Origin of the sequence: Luteimonas rhizosphaericola (assembly GCF_029888045.1) — a bacterium.
GTDB classification, from domain to species: domain Bacteria; phylum Pseudomonadota; class Gammaproteobacteria; order Xanthomonadales; family Xanthomonadaceae; genus Luteimonas; species Luteimonas rhizosphaericola.
In genome coordinates, this window is record NZ_JARXRN010000020.1 from 202,659 (window position 1) to 221,314 (window position 18,656).

General features: G+C 71.7%; 14 protein-coding genes. 3 read left to right on the forward strand and 11 right to left on the reverse strand.

The features are described from left to right. Positions 1-215 precede the first annotated feature (215 nt). A protein-coding gene (prfB, locus tag QFW80_RS04875; protein ID WP_280600236.1) for a peptide chain release factor 2 occupies positions 216-1,344 on the reverse strand; the annotation gives its coding sequence in 2 pieces (ribosomal slippage) (positions 216-1,268 and positions 1,270-1,344; 1,128 coding nt in all). A gap of 76 nt (positions 1,345-1,420) precedes the next feature. On the opposite strand from prfB, the gene QFW80_RS04880 reads away from it, so the two are divergent. Then, complete coding sequence (locus QFW80_RS04880) at positions 1,421-3,328, forward strand: GGDEF domain-containing protein (RefSeq protein ID WP_280600237.1); 1,908 nt, start codon at positions 1,421-1,423, stop codon at positions 3,326-3,328. Positions 3,329-3,478: 150 nt separating this feature from the next. On the opposite strand, the gene QFW80_RS04885 is transcribed toward QFW80_RS04880, so the two are convergent. Continuing rightward, positions 3,479-4,354 carry a LytTR family DNA-binding domain-containing protein gene (locus QFW80_RS04885; RefSeq protein WP_280600238.1) on the reverse strand — a complete coding sequence of 292 codons (876 nt, stop codon included), beginning with the start codon at positions 4,352-4,354 and terminating at the stop codon, positions 3,479-3,481. A 148-nt stretch (positions 4,355-4,502) separates the two neighbouring features. On the opposite strand from QFW80_RS04885, the gene QFW80_RS04890 reads away from it, so the two are divergent. Continuing rightward, entirely contained in the window at positions 4,503-5,705 is a 1,203-nt protein-coding gene (locus tag QFW80_RS04890; RefSeq protein WP_280600240.1) for an acyltransferase family protein, read from the forward strand. A gap of 4 nt (positions 5,706-5,709) precedes the next feature. Here the strand turns inward: QFW80_RS04890 and recJ are convergent, their stop codons facing one another. From recJ to carA, 5 genes are read right to left on the reverse strand one after another with little or no spacing between them, the layout of a single operon-like run. After that, positions 5,710-7,449: a single-stranded-DNA-specific exonuclease RecJ gene (recJ, locus tag QFW80_RS04895; protein ID WP_280600242.1), complete on the reverse strand. Its 1,740-nt coding sequence runs from the start codon at positions 7,447-7,449 to the stop codon at positions 5,710-5,712. Further along, entirely contained in the window at positions 7,446-8,393 is a 948-nt protein-coding gene (locus QFW80_RS04900) for a phosphoglycerate mutase (RefSeq protein ID WP_425603498.1), read from the reverse strand. The genes recJ and QFW80_RS04900 overlap by 4 nt, the downstream gene beginning before the upstream one ends. A gap of 5 nt (positions 8,394-8,398) precedes the next feature. Beyond that, positions 8,399-8,863: a transcription elongation factor GreA gene (gene greA / locus QFW80_RS04905; RefSeq protein ID WP_280600623.1), complete on the reverse strand. Its 465-nt coding sequence runs from the start codon at positions 8,861-8,863 to the stop codon at positions 8,399-8,401. A gap of 23 nt (positions 8,864-8,886) precedes the next feature. Then, a complete protein-coding gene (carB, locus tag QFW80_RS04910) occupies positions 8,887-12,138 on the reverse strand; it encodes a carbamoyl-phosphate synthase large subunit (RefSeq protein WP_280600244.1) in 3,252 nt (1,083 codons plus the stop codon). Beyond that, positions 12,138-13,274 carry a glutamine-hydrolyzing carbamoyl-phosphate synthase small subunit gene (carA, locus tag QFW80_RS04915; RefSeq protein WP_280600245.1) on the reverse strand — a complete coding sequence of 379 codons (1,137 nt, stop codon included), beginning with the start codon at positions 13,272-13,274 and terminating at the stop codon, positions 12,138-12,140. The genes carB and carA overlap by 1 nt, the downstream gene beginning before the upstream one ends. 183 nt (positions 13,275-13,457) lie before the next feature. Here carA and QFW80_RS04920 point away from each other — a divergent pair, with 183 nt between their 5' ends. After that, positions 13,458-13,961 (forward strand): hypothetical protein, encoded by a 504-nt coding sequence (locus QFW80_RS04920; protein ID WP_280600246.1) that lies wholly within the window; start codon positions 13,458-13,460, stop codon positions 13,959-13,961. A gap of 7 nt (positions 13,962-13,968) precedes the next feature. On the opposite strand, the gene dapB is transcribed toward QFW80_RS04920, so the two are convergent. The 4 genes from dapB to grpE all read right to left on the reverse strand — a co-directional run bounded on the left by dapB (position 13,969) and on the right by grpE (position 18,622). Then, positions 13,969-14,682: a 4-hydroxy-tetrahydrodipicolinate reductase gene (gene dapB / locus QFW80_RS04925; RefSeq protein ID WP_280600247.1), complete on the reverse strand. Its 714-nt coding sequence runs from the start codon at positions 14,680-14,682 to the stop codon at positions 13,969-13,971. 63 nt (positions 14,683-14,745) lie between these two features. After that, positions 14,746-15,876, reverse strand: a complete 1,131-nt coding sequence (dnaJ, locus tag QFW80_RS04930) for a molecular chaperone DnaJ (protein WP_280600248.1) — start codon at positions 15,874-15,876, stop codon at positions 14,746-14,748. Between the two features lie 152 nt (positions 15,877-16,028). Beyond that, positions 16,029-17,954, reverse strand: coding sequence for a molecular chaperone DnaK (gene dnaK / locus QFW80_RS04935; protein WP_280600249.1), 1,926 nt, complete (start codon positions 17,952-17,954; stop codon positions 16,029-16,031). Positions 17,955-18,115: 161 nt separating this feature from the next. Continuing rightward, complete coding sequence (gene grpE / locus QFW80_RS04940) at positions 18,116-18,622, reverse strand: nucleotide exchange factor GrpE (protein WP_280600250.1); 507 nt, start codon at positions 18,620-18,622, stop codon at positions 18,116-18,118. Between the last annotated feature and the right edge of the window lie 34 nt (positions 18,623-18,656).

Genomic DNA, 18,656 nt, shown 5'->3' on the forward strand with positions numbered 1-18,656 from the left:
GCGGGAATCGGTGAATCTGTCGACAGGCCTCGGCAGCGGGGGCCGAATGTCACGGCGCCGGGCGAACCGGTCGTGCGGCAGGCACCGGGTGGAACGCGGGCGTGGCAAGCCTAGCGCGTGCGGCACGCCCGCTGCAGCGGATCAGCGGGTTGCGGATGGAACCGGACGCGGAACGTGCCGGGCGAGCACCGGGCCGGCACGGCGCCGCGACCCACTCACACTGCATCGGAGCGTTTCGACCCGGCCTCCAGCCCCGCCTTCAGGCTGCCCTCGACGAACTCGTCCAGGTCGCCGTCGAGCACCTTCTGGGTGTCGCTGCGTTCGATCCCGGTGCGCAGGTCCTTGATCCGGCTCTGGTCGAGCACGTAATTGCGGATCTGGCTGCCCCAGCCGATGTCGGACTTGGTCGCCTCCACCGCGTCGCGCTCGGCGTTGCGCTTCTGGACTTCCAGCTCGTAGAGCTTGGCGGCCAGCATCTTCATCGCGTTGTCGCGGTTCTGGTGCTGGCTGCGCCCGGTCTGGCAGGCCACCACGATCCCCGTGGGCACGTGGGTGATGCGTACCGCCGACTCGGTCTTGTTGACGTGCTGGCCGCCGGCGCCGGACGAGCGGTACACGTCGGTCTTCAGGTCGGCCGGGTTGATCTCGATGTCGATGTTGTCGTCGACCTCCGGAGACACGAACACCGAGGTGAAGCTGGTGTGGCGGCGGTTGTCGGAATCGAACGGCGACTTGCGCACCAGCCGGTGCACGCCGGTCTCGGTCTTGAGCCAGCCGTAGGCGTAGTCGCCCTCGACCCGCAGCGTGGCCGACTTGATGCCGGCGACGTCGCCGCCGCTGGCCTCCATCAGCTCGGTCTTCCAGCCACGCGACTCGCACCAGCGCATGTACATGCGCAGCAGCATCTCGGCCCAGTCCTGCGCCTCGGTGCCGCCGGCGCCGGCCTGGATGTCGACGAAGGCGTTCGCCGTATCCATCTTGCCGGAGAACATGCGCTGGAATTCCAGCTGCTCCACGCCCTTCTGGAAGCCGTCGACATCGGCCACCACCGCGACCGCGGTGTCCTCGTCGTCCTCGGCCTCGGCCAGGTCGAGCAGTTCGCCGGCGCCCGCCAGGCCCTCGCTCAGGCCGCGGATGCCGTTGACGGTCTTGTCGAGCAGCGAGCGCTCGCGGCCCAGCGCCTGCGCGCGCTCGGGATCGTTCCAGACGTCGGGGTGTTCGAGTTCGCGCTCGACTTCCTCGAGGCGTTCGCGCTTGGCGTCGTAGTCAAAGAAACCCCCTCAGCGCATCCAGCCGACCGGCGAGGTCGGCGATGCGCTGGCGGACGGGATTGAGTTCGATCATGGCGGGGGCAATCGGCTCGCGAAAACGTGGGATTCTATCAATCTTCCATCGAGCCTCGCCGACACAGGAGTCCCCGTTGCCGACGACATCGCACCGGCGCCCAGCCTCCCTCGCCACCTGCTGCCTGCTGTTCGCCCTGGTGCTGCTGCCGCCGCAGATCGCGGCGCAGGCCGGCGAATGGACCCTGCATCCCGACGCCCTGCGCTGCTACCAGTTGCGCCACAGCGACCCCGAGGCGGCGGCGACGCTGGCCGCGCAGCGCCTGCGCGAGGGCGGGCTGCAGCCGCCGGATGCGCTCGTGTTCGAAGCCTGCCAGGCCGCCTCGCGCGCGCTGATGGGCGAAGCGGACGCGGCCCGGGCCGGGGTGGAGCGAGTGGAGGCCCTGCTCGCTGCGCATCCCATGCCCCCCGGCTACCGGCTGCGTGCGCTGTCCAACGCCGGCCTGACGCTGCAGCTGGCCGGTGACATCCCGGGCGCGCTGGCCGCCTACGACCGTGCGCTTCGCGCCGCGGAGCAGGCCGATGCCTGGGAGGCACAGGTCACCACCCTGGTGAACATCGCCCTGGTCCACAGCGAGGAACTGGCGGCCTACGCCGAGGCCGAGGCGTTGTTCGAGCAGGCGGCGCGGGTCAATGCCGCCCATGGGGCGCCGATGGCGGTGCTCGGCTACAACCGTGGCCTGAACGTTCTGCGCATGGGCCGCCTGGACGAGGCCCGGGATCACTTCGAAGGCGCGCTGGCCGCGGCACGCGGCGCAGACCAGGGCGTCGTGTTGGATCGCGTGGAGGCCGAACTGGCAGCGCTCGACGGCGGCCCGACGGCCCGGCAAAGGCTCGAGCGCGTGTTCGCGCGCCAGCGCGACGGCGGCGACGCGTCCGGGGCCGCGCGCACCGCCCTGCTGCAGGCGCAGCTGGCCCTGGCGGCCGATGCACCGGCGCAGGCGTCGGCTGACGTGCAGCGCGCGCTGTCGCAGCTTCCGGCCAGCGGCTTCCATGCCGAACGCGACCTGGCGCTGCGGCTGCGCGCGGACGCACTGGCGGCCGACGGCGATTGGCGCGCCGCCTTCGCGGCCAGCCGCGACGCCTACGAAGGCCAGCTGGCGCGTTTGCGCACCAGCCAGCTCGACGGCCTGGCGCGGGTACAGGCCAGGCTGATGGATGCCGACAACCGCGAGGCCCTGGTCCTGGCGCGCAAGGAAAATGAACTCGGCAGCCTGCGCGCCTCGCACGAGCGCCGCCAGCGCAACCTCGCGGTCGTGGCGCTGGCGGTGCTGCTGCTGCTGGCCCTGGGCTTCTTCGCGTACCAGCGCAGGGTGACGCGGCGCCTGCGCAACCTCAGCACCCGCGACAGCCTGACCCGACTGCTCAACCGCCACGCCGCCGGCAAGCGCCTGGGCGCGATGGTGCCCGCGCGGGTCGACGCCGGGGACGCGCGGACGGTGGTGTTCCTGATCGACATCGACCATTTCAAGGCGATCAACGACCGCCACGGCCACGGCGTCGGCGACGCGGCGCTGGTGACGGTGGCCCGCGCGCTGACCGAGGCCTGCGGCGACAACGCGGTGGTCGCACGCTGGGGCGGCGAGGAATTCCTGGTCGGCCGGCGCGAACTCGACCTGGCCGGCGCATGCACCGTGGCGGCGCGCCTGCGCGACGCGGTCGCGGCGGCGACGGTCGGCGGCGGCGTGGGCACGGTCGCGGTGTCGATCGGCTTCGCCGCGGTGCCCGTGTTTCCGCCGCGTGCCGGTGGCGTGGCCGGCGCCGAATCCGGCCACTGGCCGGATGCGGTGATCCTGGCCGACCGCGCGCTCTACGCCGCCAAGCGCAGTGGCCGCGACACCTGGGTGGGCCTGTGGGGCCGCGCCGGCGCCGGCGCCGCGATCGACGACGTGCTGGACGATCCGGGCGCGGCCATCGCCGCCGGCGATCTCGAGGTGGCGGCCGCGCGCGAGGGGTTCGCATGGCCGGAGGCGCCATCGCGCTGACGGCCGGGGCCACGACGCGCGCCACCGGCCCCCAGGCGTCTCCGGCACCGGCGGCGCGGCGCCGACGCGCGGACTGCCCGCAGGCCTTCGCCTGGTCGCTGGAGCGCGCCGTGCCCAGTCCAGGAGCCTCGGCGCACGCCGTCGCGGCGGTCAGGCCTCGCCCAGCCGCTCGCGCAGCTCGCCGCGATAGCGACGGCTGGCCGGCAGCACGGTGCCATCGTGCAGGTGCACGCGCGCATCGCCGGTGTCGAGCGGCTCGATCGACGCCAGCCGGTCGAGGTTGACGATGTAGCTGCGGTGGATGCGCAGGAAGCGGCCCGGGTCGAGCCGCTCCTCGATGCCGGAGATCGTGCTGCGCAGCGGATAGTCGTGGCCGCGCACCCGCAGGTTGACGTAGTTGCCGGCGGCCTGCAGCCACTCGATGTCGTTGGCGGCGACCAGGAACTCGCGCCCGAGCTTGCGCACCAGGAAGCGGTCGGGGCGCTCGCCCGGGTCCGCCGGCGGCGCGTCGTCGGGCGCGGCGAGGAAGCTCGCCTCGCCCTGCAGCCGCCGCAGCAGCAGCCGGTAGACCTCGACGATGACCACGATCGAGGCATAGGACCGCACGTCCTTGAGGTACTCGTACAGCAGTTCGCGCGGCCACGGCCCGAATCCGTAGTCCAGCCCCTGCCAGCGGTAGGCCAGCACGCGCAGGCCGATCATCCCGGCCACGTGGAGCAGGCACACCACGGCGCTCGCGAGCAGGTGCAGCGGCAGCCGCTGGCGCCAGTTGTCCCAGTGGGTCGGCCAACGCCGGGTGAGCCAGGCGATCGCCGGGATCAGCAGCGCCCACATCGCGGCGCTGCTGGCCTCCCAGACCACCGGCTCCCACAGCGCCACCGGAGATGGTCCGCCCCGGTTGAGTTCGATCCAGGTGGTGAGGCTGTTCCCCACCACGTTCGACAGCAGCAGCGCCGCGACGAAGCCGGCTTCGGCCCAGTGACGCCACGGCAGGTAGCGTTCGTAGGCGGTGGGCGCGGCGGACATCGCCGCATTCTAGCGGCCGGGTGGCCCCCGGCCGTCCCTGCCCTCCCGCGGTCCGTCACCGGGACGCCGCGATCCGCCCCTTCGCGCTGGCTGCGCCGGGCGCGCGCGGCCCATGCTCCGCCATCGTCCACGCCCGGAGCCCGTCCCGATGCAGCGCCGCCACGACCTCGACTGGGTCCGCACCTGTGCCTTCGCCCTGCTGGTGCTGTACCACGTGGGCATGTACTACGTGACCTGGGAATGGCACGTCGACAGCCCCCGCGCGAGTCCCGCGCTCGAGCCGTTCATGATGCTCAGCTCACCGTGGCGGCTGGGCCTGCTGTTCCTCGTGTCCGGGGTGGCGACCGCCTTCCTGCTGGGCAAGGCGCGCGCGGCGGCGGCCCGCGACGACGGCCGCGTGCGCTTCCTGGGTCCGCGCTCGTGGCGGCTGCTGGTGCCGCTGGCGTTCGGCATGCTCGTGATCGTGCCGCCGCAGTCGTACTTCGAGGTGGTCGACAAGCTGCCCGGCGGCTACCACGACGGCTACCTCGCCTTCTGGGGCCGCTACCTGGCCGCCGACGACAGCTTCTGCCGCGGCGACGACTGCCTCATCCTGCCGACCTGGAACCACCTGTGGTTCGTGGCCTACCTGTGGGTCTACACGGTGGCGCTGTGGGCGCTGGTGCGGTTCGCGCCGCGCGCGCTGGAGCGGGTCGGAACGCGCCTGGCCGCCGCGCTGTCCACGCCGGCGGGGATCGTGCTGTGGCCGGCGGCCTGGTTCGCGCTGGCGCGCATGAGCCTGGTGGGGGTGTTCGAATCGACCCACGCCCTGGTCGACGACTGGTACAACCACGTCCAGTACCTGGCGCTGTTCCTGCTCGGCTTCGCGATCGCGCGCGCCGACGGCGTATGGGACGCCATGGTCCGCCAGCGACGGGTGGCGCTGGCGCTGTGGCTCGCGAGCTGGGTGGCGATCGTGGCCTATTTCTACCACTTCGCCCAGCCCGAGCCACCGCAGGGCCTGCGGCTGGCGATGCGCGCGGCCTGGGGCCTGAACCAGTGGTGCGCGATCGTCGCCATCCTCGGCTTCGCCCGCCGCTGGTCGCCCGGCGACAGCCCCGCACTGCGCTACCTGTCGCAGGCGATCTTCCCGGTCTACATCCTGCACCAGACCATCATCATCCTGCTTGCGGTCGGCCTGCGCCCGCTGGCGCTGCCGCCGCTGCTGGAGGGGCCGCTGCTGGTGGTGGCGACGTTCGCGCTGTGCTTCGCGGTCTATGAACTGGTGCGGCGCATCCCGCTGGCGCGGCCGCTGTTCGGACTCGCCGGCCGGCGCGCCGCGCCCGCGGGCGCCCCCGCCCCCGCCGCGTGAGCGGTCAGGCAGCGGCGAGGTGCTCGACGATCAGCTGCACCGCCTGCGGCCCGCGGTAGTCGTCGGCCGCCAGCCGGAAGCACAGGTGGCAGCGCGTGGCGGGGGCCTCGCCGGTCCAGCCGCCGAAGTGGATCGCATTGAGCGGCGCGGGCACGCCGCCGATCCGCAGCGACAGGCGCAGATGGCGCTCGCCCACCACACGCCAGCCGGCCACGTCGAAGACGTCGTCGAACAGCGGCTCGGCGAAGCCCTGGCCCCAGGGCCCGCCGTCGCGCAGCGCATCGGCGTGGCGGCGGTCGAACTCGTGCGGCGACAGCGGGCCGTCGCTGAGGATCTCCGCGGCCAGCAGCGCCGGGTCCAGCATCTGCCGCACCGCATCGGCGAACGCGCGCTCGAACGCGGGCAGGTGCGCACGCGGCAGGCTCAGGCCGGCGGCCATCGCATGGCCGCCGAACCGGTCGATGAGCCCGGGATGCGCACGGACCACCGCGGCCAGCACGTCGCGGATGTGCAGCCCCGGGATCGAGCGCGCCGAGCCGCGCAGCGACTCGCCACCGGGTTCCGACGGGGCAAACGCGACTGTCGGCCGGTGCAGGCGTTCCTTCGTCTTCGACGCGACCAAGCCGACCACGCCGGCGTGCCAGTCGGGGTGGAACAGGCACACGGCCGCGTCGCCGCCACCGGCCGGGTCGCCGTCCAGCGCCGCGAGCGCGGTCTCGGCATCGGCCAGCATCGCCTGCTGCACGCCGCGGCGTTCGGCGTTGATCGCGTGCAGGCGTCCGGCCAGGCCGCGCGCGACGGCGGGATCGTCGCTGAGCAGGCACTCGATCCCCAGCGACATGTCCTCCAGCCGCCCGGCCGCGTTGAGCCGCGGCGCGACCGCGAAGGCGATGTCGGCCGCGGCCAGGCACGCCGCGTCGCGCCCGGCCACCTCCACCAGCGCCTGCAGCCCCGCGCAGCCCTGCCCGGCGCGCAGCCGCCGCAGCCCGGCGGCCACCAGCGCGCGGTTGTTGGCGTCCAGCGGCACCAGGTCGGCCACGGTGCCGACGGCGACCAGGTCCAGCAGGGCCGACAGGTCGGGCACCGCGGCATCGGCGAATGCGCCACCCCGCCGCAATCGCGCGCGCAGGGCGAGCAGCACGTAGAAGATCACGCCCACCCCGGCCAGGCACTTGCTGGGAAACGCGTCCCCGGCGAGGTTCGGGTTGACGATCGCGTCCGCCGGCGGCAGCGCCGGTCCGGGCAGGTGGTGGTCGGTGACCAGCATGCGCCAGCCGCGCGCCCTGGCCGCGGCGACGCCGGCATGGCAGGCGATGCCGTGGTCGACGGTGACCAGCAGCGGCGGCGGCGCGGCTCCGTCGGGGAGATGCACGGCAAGATCCTCGACCAGCGCCGGCGACAGCCCGTAGCCATGCACCTGCCGGTTCGGCACCGCGTGCCGCACGTCGCGCGCACCCAGCATCCGCAGTCCGCGCACCGCGGTCGCGCACGCGGTGGCACCGTCGGCGTCGAAATCCCCGACCACCAGGATGCGTGAGCCGCGCGCGATCGCATCGGACAGCAGATCGAGCGCGGCCTCCAGCCCACCGAGCGCGTCGGGCGGCAGCAGCTGCGCCAGACGCGGCTGCGCGAGCGCCGGCTCGGTGATGCCGCGCGCGGCGTACACGCGGCGCAGCAGCGGCGGCACGTGCTCGGGCCACGCGCCCGCGACCTCGGCGGCGCGGCGACGGATGCGCAGCGTCATGCGCTGGCGAAGCCGCTGGCGGGGCGGCGCCAGAACCGCCAGCGCTGGCCACGCGTCAGGGTGCGGACGCTGCCGTCGGCGAAATCCAGGTGCAGGGCGTCGAGCGCGCGCGCACGCACCGCGTCCAGCGCGGGCAGGAGCCAGTCGCGTTCGAGCGTCGCCGCGTCGCGCAGCGCCACCAGGTCGAACAGGAGGTCCCCGCCGCCGGCGTCGAAGCGGGCGGGCAGCGGCCGCGCGACACCGGCCGCCGAGGCGAGCGCGCCGGCGACATCCTCGTCGCTGCAGACCTGCGCGTGGTCCGAGCCGACATGGTCGGGCAGCACGCCGCCGCCCCAGAACCACAGCGAATTGATCGCCGGCCGCCCCGCCTCCTGACGCCGCGCGTTCCAGGGATGGTTGTGCAGCACCACCTGCGCTTCGCTCAGCAGGCTGCGCCAGCGTCGACCCTCGGGACCTTGCGCGAGATGCTCGAACAGGTCGGCGCCAAGCGCGTCGTCGGGTTCGGTGAAGGCCGGCAGGCTCGAGGACGGCGGCAGGCGCAGGTACCAGCGCGTGGGCACCGGGGCGTCGATCGGCATGCCGGCATCGCCGAACAGCGGCTTCAGGGCCGGCAGCAGCTGCGCCGCGTCCTGCGCATCGAGGCCGAGCCCCTCGCCGACCGCGAGCAGGCGCGCGCCGTTGATGTCGGGCTGCACCCGGCAGGGATCGGCGCGCAGCCATGCGGCGCCCGCGGCATCGCCGGCGTCGCGCTGGCGCGTGAGCGCCGCCACCGGCCAGTGCTGCGGAACCGGATGCAGGTGCCGAAGCAGCTGCGCCCGGCGTCCCGCATCGAGCCCGATGCGAAGGTCGCCCCGGCCGAGCGCGGTGGCCACCGGCGCGGACGGCGCCGCGGCACCGAGGCGCCGCACGGACGGAAGCAGCAGCGTCGCGACGCCGGCCGGCACGCGGCTCAGCCGCCGTAGCTCACGTCGACGATCTCGTACTCGCGCGCGCCCGCGGGCGCCTCGATCGTGACGCTGTCGCCCTCGTGCTTGCCGATCAGCGCGCGCGCCACGGGCGAGGAGATCGCGATCAGGCCGAGCTTGATGTCGGCTTCGAGGTCGCCGACGATCTGGTAGCGCTTCTCCTCGTCGGTCTCGACGTCGGCGATCGTCACCGTGGCGCCGAACACGACCTTGTCGCCGGCATCGAGCCTGGCCACGTCGATGATGTCGGCGTGCGAGAGTTCGCCCTCGAGCTGCTTGATCCGGCCTTCGATGAAGCCCTGCTGCTCGCGCGCGGCGTGGTATTCCGCGTTCTCCTTCAGGTCGCCGTGCGCGCGCGCTTCGGCGATCGCGTTGATCACCGCCGGGCGCTTGACCGACTTGAGTTCCTCGAGTTCGGCGCGCAGGCGTTGCGCCCCGGCCATGGTCATGGGTGCTCTCATGTGACGGCTCCTCAGGCGTCCTTGCGCAGTTCTTCGTGCAGTTCCTGCAGCGCCCACACCGGGCCGCTGCCGCGATAGTCCAGAGAATGCAGCAGGGCCCGCGCGCCGGCAACCGTGGTCGAGTAGGTCACGCGCTGCTGTAGCGCCTCGCGGCGGATCGAGAACGAGTCGGCGATCGCCTGCCGCCCTTCGGTGGTGTTGACGATGTAGGCGATCTCGCCGTTCTTGATCAGGTCGACGATGTGCGGACGACCCTCGAGCACCTTGTTCACCTGCTCGCACTCGATGCCGTTCTCGCGCAGCCACTTCGCGGTGCCCGTGGTGGCGACGATCGCGTAGCCGCGCGCGACCAGGTCGCGCGCCACCGGCAGCACCCGCTGCTTGTCGGGATCGCGCACCGAGACGAACGCCTTGCCGGTGGCCGGCGGCGCCTTGATGCTGGCCGCTTCCTGCGCGCGCGCGAACGCCGCGCCGAAGTTGCGGCCCACGCCCATCACCTCGCCGGTGGAGCGCATCTCCGGGCCCAGGATCGGGTCCACGCCCTGGAACTTGGCGAACGGGAAGATCGCTTCCTTGACCGAGAAGTAGGCCGGCACGATCTCCTTCGTCGCCCCCTGCTCGGCCAGGGTGCGGCCGGCCATGCAGCGCGCGGAGATCTTCGCCAGCGCCAGGCCGGTGGCCTTGGACACGAACGGCACCGTGCGCGAGGCGCGCGGGTTCACCTCCAGCAGGAAGATGGTGTGGCTGCCGTCGTCCTCGGTCTGCACCGCGAACTGGGTGTTCATCAGGCCGATCACGTTCAGCGCGCGCGCCAGCGCCACCACCTGTTCGCGCAGGCGGTCCTGGACCTCGGCCGGCAGCGAGTACGGCGGCAGCGAGCAGGACGAATCGCCCGAGTGCACGCCGGCCTCCTCGATGTGCTCCATCACGCCGCCGATCAGCACGTTCCCGTCCTTGTCGGCGATCACGTCGACGTCGACCTCGACCGCGTTGTCGAGGAAGCGGTCGAGCAGCACCGGCGAATCGTTCGACACCTTCACCGCGTCGCGCATGTAGCGCGCGAGGTCGGCGTCGGCGTGCACCACCTCCATCGCGCGGCCGCCGAGCACGTAGCTCGGGCGCACCACCAGCGGGTAGCCGATCTCGCGCGCCAGCACCAGCGCCTCCTCGGCGCTGCGCGCGGTGCGGTTGGGCGGCTGCTTCAGGCCCAGGCGGTCGACCAGCTGCTGGAAGCGCTCGCGGTCCTCGGCCAGGTCGATCGAGTCCGGCGAGGTGCCGATGATCGGCACGCCGTTGGCCTCCAGCGCCCGGGCCAGCTTGAGCGGGGTCTGGCCGCCGTATTGCACGATCACGCCGCGCGGCTTCTCCAATTCGACGATCTCCAGCACGTCCTCGAGCGTGAGCGGCTCGAAGTACAGGCGGTCGGAGGTGTCGAAGTCGGTCGAAACCGTCTCCGGGTTGCAGTTGACCATGATGGTCTCGTAGCCGTCCTCGCGCAGCGCGAGCGCGGCATGCACGCAGCAGTAGTCGAACTCGATGCCCTGCCCGATCCGGTTCGGGCCGCCGCCCAGCACCATGATCTTCTCGCGGTCGGTCGGCTCGGCCTCGCACTCGTCCTCGTAGGTCGAGTACAGGTAGGCGGTGGTGGTCGCGAACTCGGCGGCGCAGGAGTCCACCCGCTTGTACACCGGACGTACGCCGTGGGCGCGGCGCAGCGCGCGAACCGCCTGCTCGTCGCTGCCCACCAGCTGCGCCAGGCGCGCGTCGGCGAAGCCCATGCGCTTGAGCGCGCGCAGGCGGCGGGCGTCGAGCGCATCGATGCCCGCGGCCGCGACCTCGCGCTCGGCGGCGACGATGTCCTCGATCTGGTCCAGGAACCACGGGTCGACGAACGACAGCGCGTGCACGTCCTCGACCGACATCCCGGCGCGGAACGCATCGGCCAGGTAGAACAGCCGCTCCGGACCGGCTTCCTTGACCTCGCGGCGCAGGGTGGCCAGGTCGGCCTCGTCGGACAGGTCCAGGCCGGTCGGGTCGAACCCGACCTTGCCGGTCTCCAGCCCGCGCAGCGCCTTGTGCACCGACTCGGAGAAGGTGCGGCCCATCGCCATCACCTCGCCGACCGACTTCATCTGCGTGGTCAGGCGCGCGTCGGCCTGGGGGAACTTCTCGAACGCGAACCGCGGGATCTTGGTCACCACGTAGTCGATCGAGGGCTCGAACGAGGCCGGGGTCTTGCCGCCGGTGATCTCGTTGCGCAGCTCGTCGAGCGTGTAGCCCACCGCCAGCTTGGCCGCGACCTTGGCGATCGGGAAGCCCGTCGCCTTCGACGCCAGCGCCGAGGAGCGCGACACGCGCGGATTCATCTCGATCACCACCACGCGCCCGGTCTGGGCGTTGATGCCGAACTGCACGTTCGAGCCGCCGGTGTCGACGCCGATCTTGCGCAGCACCGCGATCGAGGCGTCGCGCAGGCGCTGGTATTCCTTGTCGGTCAGGGTCTGCGCCGGGGCGACGGTGATCGAGTCGCCCGTGTGCACGCCCATCGGGTCGAGGTTCTCGATCGAGCAGACGATGATGCAGTTGTCCGCGGTGTCGCGGACCACCTCCATCTCGAACTCCTTCCAGCCCAGCACCGACTCCTCGACCAGCACCTCGCTGGTCGGCGAAAGCTCCAGGCCGCGCTTGACGATGTCCTCGAACTCCTCGCGGTTGTAGGCGATGCCGCCGCCGCTGCCGCCGAGGGTGAAGCTGGGCCGGATGATGGTCGGGTAGCCGACCGTGGCCTGGATCTCCACCGCCTCGTCGAAGGTCTTCGCGACCGCGGCCTTCGGGCATTCCAGGCCGATCTCGCCCATCGCCACGCGGAACAGCTCGCGGTCCTCCGCCATGCGGATCGCCTCGCGCTTGGCGCCGATCAGTTCGACGCCGTACTTCTCGAGCACGCCGTGGTCGGCGAGGTCGAGCGCGCAGTTGAGCGCGGTCTGGCCGCCCATGGTCGGCAGCAATGCGTCGGGCTTCTCCTTGGCGATGATCTTCTCGACCGTCTGCCAGTTGATCGGCTCGATGTAGACCGCGTCCGCCATCTCGGGGTCGGTCATGATCGTGGCGGGGTTGCTGTTGACCAGCACCACGCGGTATCCCTCCTCGCGCAGCGCCTTGCACGCCTGCGCCCCGGAATAGTCGAACTCGCAGGCCTGGCCGATGACGATCGGGCCGGCGCCGATGATGAGGATGGTCTGGATGTCGGTGCGCTTGGGCATCAGTGCTTCCCGGCGTGCTGGTTCGACATGGACGCCACGAAGCGGTCGAACAGGGGTGAGACGTCGTGCGGGCCCGGCGAGGCTTCCGGATGGCCCTGGAACGAGAAGGCGGGCGCGTCGGTGAGCTCGATGCCCTGGTTGGTGCCGTCGAACAGCGAGCGGTGGATCACGCGCACGTTGGCCGGCAGCGTGGTCTCGTCGACCGCGAAGCCGTGGTTCTGCGAAGTGATCATCACCCGTCCCGTGTCGAGGTCCTGCACCGGGTGGTTGGCGCCGTGGTGGCCGTTGGCCATCTTCACCGTCTTCGCGCCGGCGGCCAGCGCCAGCAGCTGGTGGCCGAGGCAGATGCCGAACAGCGGCACCTTCGCGGCGATGAACTCGCGGATCGCGGCGATCGCGTAGTCGCAGGGCTCCGGATCGCCCGGGCCGTTGGACAGGAACACGCCGTCCGGCTGCATGGCCAGCACCTCGGACGCCGGGGTCTGCGCCGGCACCACCGTCAGCGCGCAGCCGCGCTCGGCCAGCATCCGCAGGATGTTGGTCTTGACGCCGTAGTCGTAGGCCACCACGCGGCAGGTCGACGGCGCGCTGGCGAACGCGTTGGCGTCCAGGTCCAGCGAGCCTTCCGTCCAGGCGTACGCCTCGGTGGTGCTGACCACCTTCGCCAGGTCCATGCCCTTGAGGCCGGGGAACTTGCGCGCGGCTTCCAGCGCCTGGTCGGCGTCGACCGCGCCGGCCATCAGCGCGCCGTTCTGGGCGCCGCGTTCGCGCAGCAGGCGGGTGAGCCTGCGGGTGTCGATGCCGGCGATGGCGACGATGCCGCGTGCGCGCAGCCATTCGGGCAGCGCCACCTGGCTGCGCCAGTTGCTTGGACGGCGCGGCACGTCGCGCACGATCAACCCCGCCGACCAGACCTTCGCGGCCTCGTCGTCCTGGTCGGTGCAGCCGGTGTTGCCGATGTGCGGATAGGTCAGCGTCACCAGCTGGCGCGCGTACGACGGGTCGGTGAGCACTTCCTGGTAGCCGGTCATGGCGGTGTTGAACACCACCTCGCCGACCGAAAGGCCGGTCGCGCCCACGGAAACGCCCTCGAATACGGTGCCGTCTTCGAGGACGAGGATTGCGGTTTCGGTCACTGGCTTCGCCTACGTGAGGTTGCAAAAAACCGCCGGAGCGGCGGAGAACCGGTCCGGAGGCAAGTGGAATCAGGCGAGCGGGAATGATACCGGGGGACGCCCCAAAAGGAAAATCCGCTGTACAAGCCCCGGGTTGCGGGACTAAGTTTGGCGACAGGGGGATTCCATGCGCCTGGGGGGGCCATGAACGAGACCACGGTGTATGCCAAGACGCCGGCCGGCCATGAGGAAATCGGCGCGCGCAAGGCCGGGCTCGACGTCCGCCAGCGGCGCCTCCTGATCCTGGTCGACGGCCAGCGCAGCGTTGCCGACCTCCGCGGCGTGTCGGGGCTGCCCGACGCGCTCGCCATGCTCGAACACCTGCAGTCCCGTGGACTGGTGGCCGCGACCGGCGCGTACAGCGCCGCCGCAGCGGCCGTCGCCGCCGCCCGCTCGCCTGCGCCCGCGGCCAGCCCGGTGGCCGCCGCGACGCCCGCCGGCGCCGATGTCCGCGAGCGCGGCCGGCGCGCCGCCCATGCCATCACCGAACTGCTCGGTCCGATGGGGGAGGATTTCGCGCTGAAACTGGAGAGCGTCAAGTCCGGCGAGGCGCTGGACGAGCTGCTCGCCCGCTGCCGGCGGATGCTCGGCGAAGTACGCGGCAAGTCGGCGCTGGAGCGCTTCGAACGCCTGCTCGAGGAACGCTGAGCGCGGCTCAGCCGAACAGCAGCTGGCGCAGCCCGTAGCGACCAGGCGCCCGCCGCGCCAGGCGCACCGCGGCCTCCAGCGCACCCTGGGCGAAGATGTCGCGGTTGCCGGCGCGGTGCACCAGCTCGATCCGCTCGCCCGCAGTGGTGAACTGCACCAGGTGCTCGCCGACGATGTCGCCCGCGCGCAGGCTGGCGTAGCGCGGCTCCGCACCGCCCCGCGATGCCGATTCGCCCAGCGCCAGCGCGGTGCCCGAGGGCGCGTCGCGCTTGTGCACGTGGTGGGATTCGACGATGTCGCAGTCCCAACCCGGCAGCGCGAACGCGGCGCGTTCGACCAGTTCGTCCAGCACCGCCACGCCGACGCTGAAATTGGCCTGCCAGAGCACCGGGATCGCGCTGGCGGCCGCGTCGAGCGCGGCCCGCTGCGCATCGGCCAGCCCGGTGGTGCCCGAGACCAGCGCCGCGCCACGCCCGCGGCACAGGGCGAGCACCGGGTCGAAGCCTTCGGGCAGGCTGAAGTCGACCGCAGCGTCGAACGCGGGCGTACCCGCAAGCTCCGACGCGGTGAAATGCGGGATGCCGTCGACCACGCGCTGGCCGACGCTGCGCTGGACAGCGGCCACCACGGCGACGTCGTCGCGTTCGGCGGCCAGTCGCAGCAGTGCACGCCCCATGCGGCCGGAGGCGCCGTGAACCAGCAGTCGGATGGGTGTGGGCATGGCCGCAGGCTATCCGCGCGCCCGGGTGCCCGGCAAGCCCGGCGCGCGGCACCGCGCTGCGCGTCAGGAGGTCATGCGTTCCCAGAAGCCGCGCACGCCGTCGACGAAGGTGCTCGACTTGGGCGAATGGCGGCGGGCGCCCTCGCCCACGAACGTCGCGTCGAAACGGTCCAGCAGGTCGCGCTGCTCCGGGGTGAGGTTGACCGGCGTTTCCACCACCACCTTGCAGTACAGGTCGCCCGGGGCGCGGCTGCGCACCGAGCGCACGCCCTTGTCGCGCAGGCGGAACACCTTGCCGGTCTGGGTTTCGGCGGGGATGCGGATCTCGGCCTCGCCGCCCAGGGTGGGCACGCGCACCGTATCGCCGAGCGCGGCCTGGGAAATGCGGATCGGCACCTCGCAGTGCAGGTCGTCGCCATCGCGCTCGAAGATCGGATGCGGCCGCACCCGGATCTCGACATAGAGGTCGCCATGCGGCGCGCCGGCGGGGCCGACCTCGCCCTCGCCCGCCAGGCGGATGCGGTCGCCGTTGTCCACGCCGGCCGGCACCTTCACCGACAGCACCTTCTGCTCCTCGACGCGCCCGTTGCCGTGGCAGGTCTTGCACGGCCGGGTGATCGTCTGCCCGCGACCGTGGCAATGCGGACACGGCTGCTGCATGGAGAAGATGCCGCGCTGGAACCGCACCTGTCCGCGGCCGTGGCAGGTGGCGCAGGTCTCGAGCTTGCGGTCTTCCGAACCGGTGCCGTCGCAGTCGCCGCACTCGGCCAGGGTCGGGATCTCGATGCGCTTTTCCAGCCCCGAGACGGCCTCCTCGAGGTCGAGTTCCATCACGTAGCCGACGTCGGCGCCGCGCCGCGGGCCGCCGCGCGCGCCGCCGCCGAAGATGTTGCCGAAGATGTCGCCGAAGATGTCGCCCATGTCGGCGCCGCCGAACCCGCCGGGCCCGGCATTGCCGCCGCCCATGCCGTGTTCGAACGCGGCGTGGCCGTGCTGGTCGTACATGCGGCGCTTTCCGCCGTCCGACAGCACCTCGTAGGCCTCCTTGCTCTCCTTGAAGCGCACCTCGGCCTCGTGGTCGCCCGGGTTGCGGTCCGGGTGGAACTTCATCGCGCAGCGGCGGTAGGCCTTCTTGAGGTCTTCCTCGCTGGCGTCGCGCGCGACGCCGAGGACTTCGTAGTAATCGCGTTTCATGGGCAGGGCGCTGGGATTCCGCTTGGGATGGACCGGAGGGGCAGGAGGCGCGCGGCAGGAGATCGCGATCGCGGGACGGGCGGCATCGCGGTGCCGCCCGTCCCCGTCGCGGACGTTCCGTCAGCGCAGGCCGACGGTCCGGCCGCGGGCCGTCACTGCTTCTTCTCGTCGTCGCGGACTTCCGTGAACTCGGCGTCCACCACGTCATCCTGCTTCGGCGCGCCGCCGGCGCCCGGCTCCCCGCCACCCGGACCCTGCTGCCCGGCCGAGGCGGCCGCGAACAGCGCCTGCGCGGCTTCCTCGAGCGCCTTGGTCTTGGCCTCGATCTGGGCCTTGTCGTCGCCCTTCATCGCGGTCTCGACCTCGGCGATCGCGCCTTCCACGCGACCGATGACGTCGCCCGGCACCTTGTCGCCGTTGTCCTTGATCGCGCTGCGCGCCGAGTGCACCAGCGCGTCGGCCTGGTTGCGTGCGCCCACCAGTTCGTGGAACTTGCGGTCGTCCTCGCGGTGCGCCTCGGCGTCGGCGACCATCCGCTGGATCTCCTCGTCCGACAGGCCCGAGCCGGCCTTGATCTCGACCTTCTGCTCCTTGCCGGTCTTCTTGTCCTTGGCGGTCACGTGCACGATGCCGTTGGCGTCGATGTCGAACGACACCTCCACCTGCGGCATGCCGCGCGGCGCGGCCTCGATGCCGGTCAGGTCGAAGCGGGCCAGCGACTTGTTGTAGCGGGCCTGCTCGCGCTCGCCCTGCAGCACGTGCACGGTCACGGCGGACTGGTTGTCCTCGGCGGTGGAGAAGGTCTGCGAGGCCTTGGTCGGCACCGTGGTGTTCTTCTCGATGATCTTGGTGAACACGCCGCCCAGGGTCTCGATGCCGAGCGACAGCGGGGTCACGTCGAGCAGCAGCACGTCCTTGACGTCGCCGGCCAGCACGCCGCCCTGCACCGCCGCGCCGATGGCCACGGCCTCGTCGGGGTTGACGTCCTTCTTCGGCTCCTTGCCGAAGAACTCGCTGACCGCCGCCTGCACCTTGGGCATGCGGGTCTGGCCGCCGACCAGGATCACCTCGGCGATGTCGCCCGCGCGCAGGCCGGCGTCGTTGAGCGCCACCTTGCACGGCTCGATCGTCTTCTTCACCAGGTCGTCCACCAGCGCCTCGAGCTTGGCCCGGGTCAGCTTGATGTTCAGGTGCTTCGGCCCGGAAGCGTCGGCCGTCACGTACGGCAGGTTGACCTCGGTCTGCTGCGAGCTCGACAGTTCGATCTTCGCGCGCTCGGCCGCGTCCTTCAGGCGCTGCAGGGCGAGCGGATCCTTGCGCAGGTCGATGCCCTGGTCCTTGTTGAACTCGTCGACCAGGTAGTCGATGACGCGCTTGTCGAAGTCCTCGCCGCCGAGGAAGGTGTCGCCGTTGGTGGCCAGCACCTCGAACTGCTTCTCGCCGTCGACTTCCGCGATCTCGATGATCGACACGTCGAAGGTGCCGCCGCCGAGGTCGTAGACCACGATCTTGCGGTCGCCGCCGGCCTTGTCCAGGCCGTAGGCCAGGGCCGCCGCGGTGGGCTCGTTGATGATGCGCTTGACGTCGAGGCCGGCGATGCGGCCGGCGTCCTTGGTCGCCTGGCGCTGGCTGTCGTTGAAGTAGGCCGGCACCGTGATCACCGCTTCGGTGACCTTCTCGCCCAGGTAGTCCTCGGCGGTCTTCTTCATCTTCTCGAGGATGCGCGCGGACACTTCCTGCGGCGAGAGCTTCCTGCCGTCGTTGGTCTGCACCCACGCATCGCCGTTGTCGTGCGCGACGATGCCGTAGGGCACCAGATCGAGGTCCTTCTTGACCTCTGCGTCGCCGAACTTGCGGCCGATCAGGCGCTTGACGGCGTAGAAGGTGTTCTTGGGATTGGTGACGGCCTGGCGCTTGGCGCTCGCGCCGACCAGCACTTCGCCGTCCTTGGTGTAGGCCACGATCGACGGCGTGGTGCGGTCGCCCTCGCTGTTCTCGATGACCTTGGCCTTGCCGCCGTCCATGATGGCCACGCACGAATTGGTCGTGCCCAGGTCGATGCCGATGATCTTTGCCATGGTGGGTTCCCTCTGGAATTCAGTCTGTGTGGCAGCCGGGCCGCCGATGCCGGTGATGTGTGGACGCGGGGGGTGGATTCAAGGGCGAGGCAGCGGACGCGGGGACGGACAGCGGCCGCCCGCGACACCCACCCGACGCCGGGTCCGGCCCCTGCCGCGCGTCAGTCGTGCTTGGCCACCGCGACCAGCGCGGGGCGCAGCAGCTGTTCGTTGAGCACGTAGCCCTTCTGGAACACCTGGACCACGGCGCCGGGGGGCACCTGGTCGGTCTCCACCGCGCTCATGGCCTGGTGGCGCTCGGGGTCGAAGCCTTCGCCCTGGCTGGGCGCGACCTCGACCAGGCCGTTGTTCTCGCACACGCGGGTGAGCTCGCGCAGGGTCAGCACCACGCCGTCGCGCAGCGGATCCTCGGCGGGCGCGTTGACCAGCGCCGCCTCGAGGCTGTCGAAGACGGGCAGCAGGTCGCCCAGCAGCTGCTTGTTGGCGAAGCGGCAGGCGTTGCGCACGTCGCGCTCCATCCGCTTGCGCTGGTTCTCCAGGTCCGCGCGGTCGACCAGCGACTGCGCGCGGAGCTGTTCGAGTTCGGCCTCCAGGGCCTGGATCCGCGCCTCGGGCGCGAGCGTGTCCTCGGCCGCCGGGGCGGCATCGTGCATGGGTTCGGTCGTCATGTCCTGGCTGGCTGGGGCGGTCGCGAGGCCGCCG

Coding starts and splice junctions, on each gene's coding strand:
- QFW80_RS04885 (WP_280600238.1), bottom strand. CDS start 4,354: ATGTCCGCCGCGCCCACCGCCTACGAACGCTACCTGCCGTGGCGTCAC.
- QFW80_RS04890 (WP_280600240.1), top strand. CDS start 4,503: ATGCAGCGCCGCCACGACCTCGACTGGGTCCGCACCTGTGCCTTCGCC.
- recJ (WP_280600242.1), bottom strand. CDS start 7,449: ATGACGCTGCGCATCCGTCGCCGCGCCGCCGAGGTCGCGGGCGCGTGG.
- greA (WP_280600623.1), bottom strand. CDS start 8,863: ATGACCATGGCCGGGGCGCAACGCCTGCGCGCCGAACTCGAGGAACTC.
- carB (WP_280600244.1), bottom strand. CDS start 12,138: ATGCCCAAGCGCACCGACATCCAGACCATCCTCATCATCGGCGCCGGC.
- QFW80_RS04920 (WP_280600246.1), top strand. CDS start 13,458: ATGAACGAGACCACGGTGTATGCCAAGACGCCGGCCGGCCATGAGGAA.
- dapB (WP_280600247.1), bottom strand. CDS start 14,682: ATGCCCACACCCATCCGACTGCTGGTTCACGGCGCCTCCGGCCGCATG.
- dnaJ (WP_280600248.1), bottom strand. CDS start 15,876: ATGAAACGCGATTACTACGAAGTCCTCGGCGTCGCGCGCGACGCCAGC.
- dnaK (WP_280600249.1), bottom strand. CDS start 17,954: ATGGCAAAGATCATCGGCATCGACCTGGGCACGACCAATTCGTGCGTG.
- grpE (WP_280600250.1), bottom strand. CDS start 18,622: ATGACGACCGAACCCATGCACGATGCCGCCCCGGCGGCCGAGGACACG.